This is a genomic window from Bosea vaviloviae (genome assembly GCF_001741865.1).
Taxonomy (GTDB): domain Bacteria; phylum Pseudomonadota; class Alphaproteobacteria; order Rhizobiales; family Beijerinckiaceae; genus Allobosea; species Allobosea vaviloviae.
Map to the genome: position 1 here is coordinate 3,510,564 of NZ_CP017147.1, position 12,402 is coordinate 3,522,965.

The window sequence follows — 12,402 nt, forward strand, 5'->3', positions numbered from 1 at the left end:
TTGATTCAAATCCTAATTGCGCCCCGTTTCAAGCCCCGTTGTCGGATGAGCAGCCATGGCTTAGCGGTTGGAATGACGGCGTTTCCCAGTTGGGGCGCGCCATGCGGGCATGATGATCACGGAGTGCGTTTCCAATGAACGACCAGCCACTCTGGGCCCTGACCGCCGGGCAACTCGCGCAGGCTTTCGCGGCGGGTAGCGCCACGCCGGTCCAGGCGTTGGAAGCGGTCCTGGCGCGCCATGACGCGGTCAATCCGCGTCTCAACGCTGTCGTCACGCTCGACCGGGCGGGCGCGCAGGTGGCGGCGCAGGCCAGCGCCGGTCGCTGGGCGCGCGGCGAGGCGCTCGGGCTGCTCGACGGCGTTCCGCTGACGATCAAGGACAACATCCTGACTGCCGGGCTGCGCAGCACCTGGGGCAGCGCCTGCTATGCCGATTTCGTGCCGGAGCTCGACGAGACGCCGGTCGCTCGTCTGCGCGCGGCCGGCGCCGTCATCCTCGGCAAGACCAATGTGCCTGAGTTCACCGTGCAGGGCGTCACCGACAACGCGCTCTTCGGCCCGACGCGCAACCCGTGGAACCCGGGCCTGACGCCTGGCGGGTCGAGCGGCGGGGCGGTTGCGGCCGTGGCGTCGGGCATCGGGCCGCTGGCGCTGTGCACCGATGGCGGCGGCTCGATCCGCCGGCCGGCGGCGCATGCGGGGCTGGTCGGCCTCAAGCCCTCGCGCGGGCTGGTGCCGCGCCGGCATGGCTTTCCCGCGATCCTCGACAATTTCGAGGTGGTGGGGCCGATCGGGCGCTGCGTCGGCGATGTCCGCGCGATGCTGCGCATCATCGCCGGCGCAGAGGCGGCGGCTGCGCCGCCCACCGCAAAACGGATAGCCTTCATTCCACGCTTTGGCGAGGCGCCGGTCGATCCGGCGATCGCTGCGAGCGTCGCTGAAGCGGCCGAGCGCTTCGCCGGACTCGGCCATGCCGTCGAGCGCCTGGACGATTACACCCTGGTCGAGCCGGTCAACGCGATCTGGTCGATCGTCAGCGAAACCGGCGTGGCCTGGTTGCTCGACGCACATCTCGGGCTCGGGCGGGACGCACCCGTACAGCCCGGGATTGCCGCCATGGCCGAACGCGGCCGTGGCCATTCGGCCAGCGATTATCTCGGCATGCTGCGGACGCTCGAGGCGGCCGGCGAGGCGTTCGACGCGCTCTTCTCCCGCTTCGACCTGCTGCTGATGCCGGCGACGGCGGCGCAACCCTGGCCGGTCGGCCAGACGCACCCCGATGTAATCGACGGTCAATTGGTCGGTCCGCGCGGCCACGCGGTCTTCACCGCCTTCGCCAATGCGCTGGGCCTGCCGGGGCTGACCTTGCCGGGCAAGCCGGACCGGGACGGCATGCCGATCGGCTTCCAGCTGATCGGGCCGCAAGGCAGCGACGATCGCCTGCTGGCGCTGGGGGCGGCCTATGAGCAGGCGTTCGGCGGCTTTCCGATGCCGGTGCTGTCGGGAGATGAGGGCTAACGCAGCCTGTCTGTTCTCGGAACCGCTGCGTCATCCTGGGCGAGCGAAGCTCGTCTCAGGGATCCATCGGAGAGCGCAGTGCCCTCCGATGGATCCCGGAGCTGCGCGGCTTCGCCGCTTGTCCAGGATGACGCGGTGTTGCTGCTTGAGCGAAGGCTAGCCTTCGCCGCCATAGCGCCGGCGCAGATGCGCCTTGAACACGCCGGCGTCGAGCGGGCGGCCGGTGGCGTGGGTCAGCAGTTCGTCGGTCTCGTAGAGGCTGGCCTGGCTATGGATGTGGCTGCGCAGCCAGCCGACCAGGGGCGAGAAGTCGCCGCGCCCGATCGAGGGCAGGATCTCGGGCTCGGCCTTGCAGGCGGCCTCGAAAATCTGCGCCGCCGTCATCGCGCCCAGCGTATAGGTCGGGAAATAGCCCCAGCCGCCGCTGGGCCAATGCACGTCCTGCAGGCAGCCGCGCCGGTCGTCGGGCGGCGTCACGCCGAGCAGCGCCTTCATGCCGGCGTTCCAGGCGAAGGGCAGTTCCGAGAGCGGCATCTCGTCGGCGATCAGCGCCTTCTCCAGCCGGTAGCGCAGGATGACATGGGCCGGATAGGTCACCTCGTCGGCATCGACGCGGATGAAGCCGGCCTCGACCCTGGTGTAGCGCGCCAGCAAGGCCTCCTGCTCCCAGGCCAGGCCTGAGCCGCCAAAAGCCTCGCGCATCAAGGGCGCGGCGAAGCGGATGAACGCGGCGGAGCGGCAGGCCTGCATCTCGACCAGGAGCGACTGGCTTTCATGCAGGCTCATGCCGCGCGCCTGACCGACAGGCTGGCTCATATAGGCTTGCGGCCGGCCCTGCTCGTAGAGCGCATGGCCGGTCTCGTGCAGCACGCCCATCAAGGCCTTGGCGAAATCGCTCTCGTCATAGCGCGTGGTGATGCGGACATCGTTGTCGGCCCCGCCGCAGAACGGGTGCGTGGAGACGTCGAGCCGGCCGCGCTCGAAATCATAGCCCAGCGCCGCCATCATCTTGAGGCCGAGCGCCCGCTGCTTCTCGATCGCGAAAGGGCCCTGCGGCTCCGGCGTTTTGGGCCGGCGGGCCTGGAGCGCCAGGACCTCCTGCGTGAAGCCGGGCAGGAAGGTGGCGAGATCGTCGAACAAGGCGTCGATCTTCTCCGAGCGCCCGCCGGGCTCGTAGTCGTTCAAGAGCGCGTCATAGGGGGAAAGACCGAGCTTTTCGCCCTTCGCCTGGCCGATCTGGCGCTGCAGGTTCAAGACCTCGCTCAGGAACGGCAGAAGCCCGGCGAAATCGGAATCCGTGCGCGCCTGCCGCCAACGCATCTCGCAGACCGAGATCGCCTTGCTCGACGCCTCCACCAGATCGGCGGGAAGCGCGGTCTGAACCGTCCAGAGCCGCCGGATCTCGCGCAGATTGGCGCGCTCCCAGGGGCCGAGGCCGTCATCGGCCTCGGCAGCGCCCAGCCAGTCCCCGATGCGCGGCTCGACCGCCATGCCATGGCGCAGCACGTCGAGCAGCGCCATGCTCTCGGCCCGCGTCGCCGCTGCCCCGGTCGGCATCATCGCGGCATTGTCCCAGCTCAGGATGCCGATGGCGTTGGACAATGCGGCGACGCGGCCGAAATGATTGGCAAGCTCGGAATAGGCGGTCATTGGGGAGTTCTCTCGAGAAAGGCGGATGCGCTCAGCCGAACAGGTTGCGGAGTTGGCGCGGCTGCGAGCGCAGATATTGCGAGGGCGGCTTCACGGTTGCGCCGAGCTGGGCGGCGGCGTGCCAAGGCCAGCGCGGGTCGTAGAGCATGCCGCGCGCCAAAGCGACGAAGTCGGCGTCGCCCGTGCCGATGATCGCCTCGGCCTGGTCGGCTTCCGTGATCAGCCCGACCGCCATGGTCGGCAGGCCGGTCGCCTGCTTCACGGCGCGCGCCATCGGCACCTGGTAGCTCGGGCCGAGTGGGATTTTCTGCGCGGCCGAGAGGCCGCCGCCGGAGACGTCGATGAAGCTGCAGCCGCGCGCCTGCAAGGCGGAGGCGAAGGTGAGCGTCTGTTCGATATCCCAGCCGCCCTCGACCCAATCCGTGCCGGAGACGCGGATCCCGACGGGAAAGGAAGACGGCACCGCCGCCTTGACCGCCTCGAACACCGCGAGCGGGAAGCGCATGCGGTTCTCCAGCGAGCCGCCATAGGCGTCCTCGCGCCGGTTGGAGAGCGGCGACAGGAACTGGTGCAGCAGATAGCCATGGGCCCCGTGCAGCTCGATTGCATCGAGGCCGAGCCTGACCGAGCGCTTGGCGGCAAGCGCGAAGCTCTCGACGAGCCGGGCGATCTCATCGGCTGTCAGGGCGTGGGGAGCCCGGGCGTGGCCCTCAAAAGCCACGGCCGAGGGGGCGAGCGTCTGCCAGCCGCCCTGGTCGAGGCCGAGCTGGCCACCGCCGGCCCATGGCTGCGCCACCGAGGCCTTGCGGCCGGCATGGCCGAGCTGGATGCCGATCGGCATGTCGGAATGCGCGCGCACGGCGGCGAGCGCCTTCGCCAGGGCGGCTTCGGTCTCATCCGACCAGAGGCCGAGATCGAACGGGCTGATCCGTCCTTCCGGCTCGACTGCCGTCGCTTCGAGAAAGAGCAGCCCGGCGCCCGACAGAGCGAGATGGCCGAGATGGATGATGTGCCAGTCGGTCGCGCGGCCGTCCTCGGCAGAATACTGGCACATCGGGGCAATGACGATGCGGTTGGCGAGGGTGAGTTCGCCGAGCGTGTAGGGGCTGAAGAGCTGGCTCATCGTGGTGGGGTCGCCTTGAATGGAGCAGGGCTTGGAATGGAGCAGAGTCCGTTTGCGTCTCCGCCAAGTCTAGCCGCAGCGCAGCATGCCTGGCCATGCGCAAGCCTGCACGCGACGGGCGCTGCAAACGCAAGCGACCGCCCGGCCCGGAAGGCGCTTCTCAATCCAGGATCGAGCCGAGGATCTTCTCCAGCGCGTGCAGCCGATAGGGCTTTCTCAGCAGCGCGGTGCGGGCCGCGCCCTCGAAACCCTCGACCTGATCGCGGCCGGTGGCGAAGATGATGGCGAGCTCGGGCTTCAAGGCGCGCAGGCGGTGCGCCAGTTCACTGCCCGAAATATCGGGCAGGCCGATATCCGTAAGCAGGATGTCGACGTTGCGACCCGTCGCGATCTCGAGCGCCTTCAGCCCGTTCTCCGCCTCGATGGCGACATGGCCGAGATCCTGGACCATATCGGCGGTGTCCATGCGGATGATGGCGTCGTCCTCGCAGACGAGCACGGTCAGGTTGCTCCGCCGCGCCGGTTCGGGCACCGGGGCGGCCGCAGCCTGCAAAGCCGCCTTCTGCGCCGCGCTTTTCGGCTGGGGCCGGACGGTCTCATAGGACGGGGTCTTGCCGTCCTGCACCAGGACCTGGCGGATCTTCCGCGCCAGCGCCTCGCGCCCATAGGGCTTCGAGAGCAGGCTGACGCCCTCGTCCAGCCGACCGCCATGGACGATCGAGTTCTCGGTATAGCCGGAGGTGAACAGGACGCTGAGCTGGGGCAGCCGCTCCTTGGCCTTGCGCGCCAGCTCCGGGCTCTTCAGCGGGCCGGGCATGACCACATCGGTGAAGAGCAGGTCGATCGCGACCCCGCTCTCTATGACCGCGAGCGCACTCTGGGCGTCGGGCGCCTTCAGCACGCGATAGCCGAGCTCGCCCAGCAGCGCGATCACGGTCTCGCGCACCGCCTCGTCATCCTCGACGACGAGGATGGTCTCGCTGCCGCCGGTGACCGGGCCGGCCTCCTTCTCGACCAGCATGTCCTCGGCCTGGAGCGAGCGCGGCAGATAGAGCTTGATCGTCGTGCCCTGGCCGGGCTCGCTATAGACCTTCACATGGCCGCCGGACTGCTTGACGAAGCCATAGACCATGGACAGCCCGAGCCCGGTGCCCTTGCCCTGCGGCTTGGTCGAGAAGAACGGCTCGAAGATCTGGTCCATCACCTCGCGGCTCATGCCAGAGCCGGTGTCGGAGACCGAGATCTGGACATATTGCCCCGCCGTGACGTCGCGATGGGCGCCGCTATAGGCGTCGTCGAGGGAGGCGTTGCCGGCCTCGATCGTCAATCGGCCCTGGCCATCCATGGCGTCGCGCGAGTTGATCGCGAGGTTGAGGATGGCATTCTCGACATTGGCCGGGTCGACCAGCGTGTGCCACAGCCCGCCGGCGACGATGCTCTCGATCTCGATCGCGTCGCCCAGCGTGCGCCGCAGCAGGTCGTCCATGTCCCGGATCAGGCGGCCGACATTGACGACCTTGGGCTCCAGCGGCTGGCGGCGGCCGAAGGCGAGCAGCTGAGCTGCGAGCTTGGAGCCGCGCGCGACGCCCGCCATGGCGTTGTCGACGCGTTTTTCGGCCTTCTCGTCGCCGGCGATTTCCCGCGACAGCAATTGCAGGTTGCCGCTGATGACCTGCAGCAGATTGTTGAAGTCGTGGGCGATGCCGCCGGTCAGGTTGCCGATGGCTTCCATCTTCTGGCTGTGGCGCAGCGCCTCCTCGGCCTTGGCGAGTTCTGCGGTGCGGGCGGCGACGCGCTCCTCCAGCGTATCGGCGAGGTCCGCGAGCGCGGCTTCCGCCGTCTTCTGCGCGTCGATGTCGGTGTTGGTGCCGACCCAGCGCGTGATCGCGCCGCGCTCGTCATGGGCGGGCACGGCGCGAGCGATGTGCCAGCGGAATGTGCCGTCCTGGCGGCGAAGCCTGAATTCTGTCTCGTAGGGAATACCGTCGCGCCGCGCATTCTCCCATGAGGCGGCGGCGCTCGCCGCATCCTCGGGATGGACCACCGCCATCCAGGCTTCGCCGTCGAGCGTGCCCGGGGCCGCTCCGGTGAAGGCGTAGATGCGCTCGTTGAACCAGTCGAGCTGTCCATCGGGCCTGGCGGTCCAGACATGGTTCGGCATGGATTGCGAGAGCGTGCGGAAGCGCGCCTCGCTTTCCCTGAGTGCGGCTTCCGCCTGCTTGCGCCCGGTGATGTCGAGGAACAGCACCGAGAAGCGGTCCGGCCCGATGCGCCTTGCCCGCGCCTCGAACCAGCGATGCTTCATCGACGGAACATTGATCTCGTAGCGCGCCGGCTTGCCGGTCTCGAGCACGATGGCATAGGTCGTGATCAGCTCCGGCGGCAGGTTCGGGATGATCTCGCTGACATTGCGGCCGATCGCATCGACCATCCTGACGTCGGTGCGCGCCTCGAAGGCGGGATTCATCTCGACGAAGCGGAAATCGACCATCGTCCCGGCGGCGTCGCGCACCGCCTCGGCGATGAAGAACCCCTCCTGCATCTGCTCGAACAGATTGCGCCAGCGCGCCTCGCTGGCGCGCAGCGCCTCCTCGGCCGCCTTGCGCGGCGTGATGTCGAAGCAGACGCCGACGAAACGGCGCTGCCCGCTCTCGGGCGTCGAGACCGCCTCGCCCTGTCGCGCGATCCAGCGGGTCTCGCCGGTGGCGGGGTCGAAGCGGCGATATTCCGTATAGGCGAGGGGATTGGCCTCGGTCAGGCGCTCCGGCCCCGACAAGGCGCGATCATCGGGATGCAGCAGGCTGACGAGCAGATCGTCGGTGACTTGGACATCCGGCGGCATGCCCCAGATGCGACGATATTCGTCGGAGACGTCGAGCAGGCCGCTTTCGGGATACCATTCGAAGACGCCGACGCCGCCGGCCTCCTGCGCGATCTTGAGCCGCTGTTCGGTGCGGACCCGCTCGGTGATCTCGATGACCACGGCGAAGACGCCGGCCGGGCTGCCGTCCTCGCCGAGGATCGGCATGTAGTCGAGGTCGAGCCAGCAATCCTCCGGCACGCCGCGGCGGTTCATGGCGAGGCGCTGCTCGCGCAGCGAGAGCGTGCCGCCGGCGAGCACGGTGTCGAGCACGCGGGCGTTGAGTTCGGCCGCTTCCGGCCAGCCCTCCTGCACCTTGGCACCGAGCAGGGCAGGGTGTCGTTCGCCGGCAAAGGCGGCATAGCCGTCATTGTAGATCAGCGTACCGTCTGGCCCCCACAGCATCATGACCGGCAGCGGCGAGCTGAGCGCCAGCGCCGTCGTGGTGCGCAGGCTCTGCGGCCAGCTCTCGATCGGCCCCAACGGCGTCCGCGACCAGTCGAATTGCCGGATGAGCGCGCCGATCTCGCCGCCATTCTCCAGGAAACCGTAGGGGGCGTGCGGAGCCAGCATGAGGCGCTCTGGTGGATGAAGCCTCTGACATGTGGCCGGGATCGCAGAAGACGGCAAGCGCAAAGGCGCGATCGGTCGCGCCCCGCCTGTCCAGGCGTCGAAAAGAGCTAGGAAACCAGGGGCTACGGCGCCTGGAACGCGCCGATCATGTAGCTTTCATTGCCGATTTCGGTGACACGGCCCTTCACCTCATAGCTTGCGAGATCGACGATCCAGACGATGCTGGAGTTCGGTTTGCCCTTGGGTGCGCCTGTGATCGCGGCGTATTTGCCGTCGGGCGTGATCGCGATGCCGCGCGGGCGCGAGGGCTCGCCGCCCGGCGTCTTCAGTTCGATCCGCCGGATCGTCGCGGGCACACCCGCGATCGCCTTGGCGACATCGATGATGTCGATGTTGTTGGCGCGGAAATGCGTCGAGAGGATGCGCTTTCCGTCCGGCAGGAAGGCGGCCACGAACGGCCGGGTCGGCGTGGCCTTGTCGTCGGTGCCGACCAGGACGCGCGCGACCTCGGCCTTGGCGGGGTCGGACAAGGCTTTCTCGACATCGATGATCGAGACCGTGTTGCCTGGGATGTCGGTCTGGGCGCTTTCGCGGGAGGCGTGGGCGACCAGCTTGCCGTCCGGGCTCACCGAAATGCCAAAGCCGCCGGCCTGCACCGGGATGCGCGCAAGCTCCGCGCCGGCCGCACCAGTGATCGCTTTCTGCAGGCTCATCACCGTGATGTCGTCGGTGCCGCCATTGGCCCCGAAGATCGTGCCGCCGCCGAGCGGGCTGATCGTCACGCCATTGGTGTCGGGGAAGCAGCCGAATTTCGGGTCCGGCGCGCGATGCGGCACCGGATCGGGCGGGCAGGGGAAGCCGGGCTTGCCATAGGCCTGCTCGACCCTACGGATCACCGTGTTGGTGGCGAGGTCGACGATGCTGAGATGCCGGCCGCCATCCTCGTCGCCTTCGCGCTCGGCATGGGCAAGCACCGCGTGCTTGCCGTCCGCCGCTATCGCGAAGCCGGTCGGCCCGAAGCCTTCCGTTTCGATATAGCCCGCGACGGCGGCGAGCGTGCCGTTGCTGGCCGGATCGAGCCCTTTGATCAGGTCGATGACGGTCACCGTCCCGGCGTGGCCGTGCTGGAAGGCGGCCGCAGCTGCGGGCGTCGAGCGGCCGGAATGGTTGACGACATAGGCGCGCTTGTTGTCGGGCGCGATCGCGATGGAGATAGGCTGGCCGCTCGAAATCACCGTCTTGCCATCGACCACGATATCGGGCGTGACGCGCAAGCGGTTCACCACCGCCTTCGGCGTGCCGTCATTGGCGGGGTCGATCGCTTTGTCGAGATCGATCACCAGCACGACATTGTCCCAGCGGCCGCTCGCTAAAAAGTAGTCCTTCGCCATGGTTTGATGCGCATGTCCCATCGAGCAGAGCAGGATCGCGCTGCCCAGAAGTGTCGTCCGTAGAGCAATTTTCGATCCGACTGGATCGCAAAACTGCTCTACGTCTTTGTTTTGACGCGCTTTCTTCACGCGAACCGGTGTCCACTTCGCTCGAAAACGCTTTAGCATGGTCGTTCCTCCCGTTGGATCGCCCGTTTGCCGGGTCGTTGATCAGCTTGGCTGGTTGGCTTTGTCCTCCAGGGCCTCGGCGAGCACGCGCGCGACATGCATCGCCTCGCGGCCCGCGCCGTCATGGATCTGGTGGCGGCAGCTCGTGCCGTCGGCGACGATGAGATCGCCCGCGCCGGCCTTGCGCACGGCCGGCAGCAAGGCGAGCTCGCCCATGGCGAAGGAGACGTCGATCGTCGCCGCGCCATAGCCGAAGGCGCCCGACATGCCGCAGCAGCTCGATTCGATCGGGCGGACATCGAGGCCGGGAATGGCGCGCAAGGTCGCCTCGACCGCGCCCATCACCGCGAAAGCCTTCTGGTGGCAGTGGCCGTGCAGATGCGCGATGCGGCCGGCCTGGTCCTTGAGGGGTAGGGTGGTGGTCCCCGCCTTGAGGTCGGCGGCCAGAAGCTCTTCGAGCAGGAAGGCAGCGCTCGCCACCGGCTCGGCTTCCGCCTTGGGCAAAATCGCCGAAAACTCATCGCGGAAGGTCAGCAGGCAGGAGGGTTCAAGGCCGACGATGCGCGCGCCCCTGGCGACGAAGGGCGTGAGCGCTTCGAGCGTCCGTTTCGCCTCAACGCGCGCCTCGTCGACGAGCCCGGCCGAGAGGAAGGTGCGCCCGCAGCAGAGCGGCCGGCCGCCATCCCTGGGCTCGACCTTGTGCAGGCGATAGCCGCCAGCCGCCAGCACGCGCTCGGCGGCTTCGAGGTTCTCGCGTTCGAAATAGCGGTTGAAGCTGTCGCCGAAGAGCACGAGGTCGCGGCCGTCGCCCTTCACGTCGCCCGGTGTCGCAGTTCGGCCGGCTTGCGCCCAGGGCCTGCGCCAGACCGGCAGCGAGCGCCGCGCGCTGAAGCCGAGCCAGCGCTCGGAGAGCCGTGCCAGCAGCGGAATGCGGTCGCGCAGGTTGATCAGGGCTGAGAGCTTGGCCGCATAAGGCGCATAGCGCGGCAGAAAGGCGATCAGGCGCTCCTTCAGCGGCAGGCCGTGGCGCCGGTGATAATGGTGCAGGAACTCGATCTTCATGCGCGCCATGTCGACGCCGGTCGGGCAGTCGCGCTTGCAGCCCTTGCAGGAGACGCAGAGATCGAGCGTCTGCTTCATCTCCGGCGAGGTGAAGGCGTCCGGCCCGAGCTGGCCGGAGATGGCGAGCCTGAGCGTATTGGCCCGCCCGCGCGTCAGATGGGTCTCGTCCTGCGTGGCGCGCCAGGAGGGGCACATCGTGCCGCCGGTCATCTTCCGGCAGGTGCCGTTGTTGTTGCACATCTCGACGGCGCCACCGAGCCCGCCCCAGTCGGACCAATCGAGCGCCGTTTCAGCCGGGATCGGCGTGGCGTAGCCAGGCGCGAAGCGCATCAGGCTGCGATCATCCATCCTGAGCGGGCGCACGATCTTGCCGGGGTTCAAACGGTTGTCGGGATCGAAGCCGTCCTTGACCTGCTCGAAGGCGCGGGTAAGCGGGCCGCCGAACATCGGCTCGACGAATTCCGAGCGCGAAATGCCGTCGCCATGCTCGCCGGAATAGGAGCCTTTGAAGCGGCGCACCAATTCGCAAGCCTCCTCGGCGATGCCGCGCATCGCCTTGACCCCGGCCTCGTCCTTCATGTTGAGGATCGGGCGGACATGCAGGCAGCCGACCGAGGCATGGGCATACCAGGTGCCGCGTGTGCCATGCCGCTCGAACAGCGCGGTGACGGCGTCGGTGTAGTCGGCGAGATGTTCCAGCGGGACGGCACAATCCTCGATGAAGGAGACCGGCTTCCCGTCGCCCTTCATCGACATCATGATGTTGAGGCAGGCCTCGCGCACCTCCCAGACCGGTTTCTGCCTGGAGGGCTCGACCACCTCGACGACGGCCTCGGCAAAGCCGTGGTCGGCCATGCACTGGTCGAGGCGCTTGAGGTCGTGCCTGAGCGCAGCGAGATCATCGCCGGCGAATTCGACCAGCAGCAGGCAGTTCGGCTGGCCCCTGGTGATGTCGGCGAGCGTGCGCACGAAGAGCGGGATGTCGGCGCCGAGCACGAGCACATTGTTGTCGACGAGCTCGACCGCGACCGGGCCGAGCGCCACGATATGGCGCGTCGTCTCCATCGCCGAACGGAAGCTCGGGAAATGGCAGACGCCCATGACGCGATGCGCCGGCAGCGGCGAGAGCTTCAGCGTCGCCTCGGTGGTGATGGCGAGCGTGCCCTCCGAGCCGACCAGCAGATGCGAGAGGTTCGGCCGGGCGGGCAGGAGCTCGTCGAGATTATAACCGCCGACCCGGCGCTGCACCTTGGGGAAGATCGCCTCGATCTCGGCCCGGTGCCCGTCGGCCAGCTTGAGCATCCGCGTCATCAGATCGCGCGCCCTGATCGACTGATTGTCGCCAGCTAGACGATCGCCCAGCGCGAAGGGCTCGCCGTCGTGGAACAGCGCCTTCATGGCGATGACATTGTCGACCGTCTTGCCATAGCGCAGCGAGCGCGCGCCCGAGGAGTTGTTGCCGGTCATCCCGCCGATGGTGCAGCGGCTCGCCGTCGAGGGCTCCACAGGGAAGAACAGCCCGTCCTTCCGGACATGCGCGTTGAGCGCCTCCAGCACGAGGCCGGGCGCGACCGAGATCGTGCCGGCCGCCGGGTCATAATCGCGGATGCCGTTGAAATGCCGGCTCATATCGAGGATCAGCGCATCGCCGATCGGCTGGCCGTTCTGCGAGGTGCCGCCGCCGCGCGCGATCACCGGCACGCCGTGCTCGGCGGCGATCGTCAGCGCGGCCGCGATATCGGTTTCCGATTTCGGGAAGACCACGCCCTGCGGGACGATCTGGTAGATCGAGGCGTCGGTGGCGTAGCGCCCGCGCGTGAAGGCGTCGAAGCGCACCTCGCCTTCCAGCGTCCGGGCGAGACGGCGTTCGAGGCCGAGATTGCGGGAATGGGCTTTGGCGAGCGCTGCTTGCGTCATTGTGGTGTCTCGGCCTCGCCGGTAGCGATCGTCATTGCGAGCACCCGGGTCTTGCCTTCGGCAAGCCCAAGTACAGGCTCCGCGAAGCAATCCAGAACGGCTCGCTCCACGGCTCCTGGATTGCTTCGCTTCGCTCGC

The 12,402-nt window shown here is 68.0% G+C and carries 6 protein-coding genes; 1 reads left to right on the top strand and 5 read right to left on the bottom strand.

Translation table 11 applies throughout. From position 1 onward, the window contains the following. Positions 1–134 precede the first annotated feature (134 nt). The gene (locus tag BHK69_RS16210; RefSeq protein WP_069690997.1) at positions 135–1,520 is read left to right on the top strand and encodes an amidase; all 1,386 of its coding nucleotides are present in this window, start codon (positions 135–137) and stop codon (positions 1,518–1,520) included. A 156-nt stretch (positions 1,521–1,676) separates the two neighbouring features. Here BHK69_RS16210 and BHK69_RS16215 read toward each other — a convergent pair whose 3' ends face one another. The 5 genes from BHK69_RS16215 to BHK69_RS16235 form a co-directional block, all read right to left on the bottom strand. Continuing rightward, on the bottom strand, positions 1,677–3,170 hold the full coding sequence (locus tag BHK69_RS16215; RefSeq protein ID WP_069690998.1) for a carboxypeptidase M32: 1,494 nt from the start codon (positions 3,168–3,170) through the stop codon (positions 1,677–1,679). A gap of 31 nt (positions 3,171–3,201) precedes the next feature. Beyond that, positions 3,202–4,293, bottom strand: coding sequence for an NADH:flavin oxidoreductase/NADH oxidase (locus tag BHK69_RS16220; RefSeq protein ID WP_069690999.1), 1,092 nt, complete (start codon positions 4,291–4,293; stop codon positions 3,202–3,204). A gap of 160 nt (positions 4,294–4,453) precedes the next feature. Continuing rightward, a complete protein-coding gene (locus tag BHK69_RS16225) occupies positions 4,454–7,726 on the bottom strand; it encodes a hybrid sensor histidine kinase/response regulator (RefSeq protein WP_069691000.1) in 3,273 nt (1,090 codons plus the stop codon). Between the two features lie 122 nt (positions 7,727–7,848). Beyond that, complete coding sequence (locus BHK69_RS16230) at positions 7,849–9,117, bottom strand: beta-propeller fold lactonase family protein (protein WP_148663458.1); 1,269 nt, start codon at positions 9,115–9,117, stop codon at positions 7,849–7,851. A 210-nt stretch (positions 9,118–9,327) separates the two neighbouring features. Then, entirely contained in the window at positions 9,328–12,264 is a 2,937-nt protein-coding gene (locus tag BHK69_RS16235) for an FAD-binding and (Fe-S)-binding domain-containing protein (RefSeq protein ID WP_069691002.1), read from the bottom strand. Between the last annotated feature and the right edge of the window lie 138 nt (positions 12,265–12,402).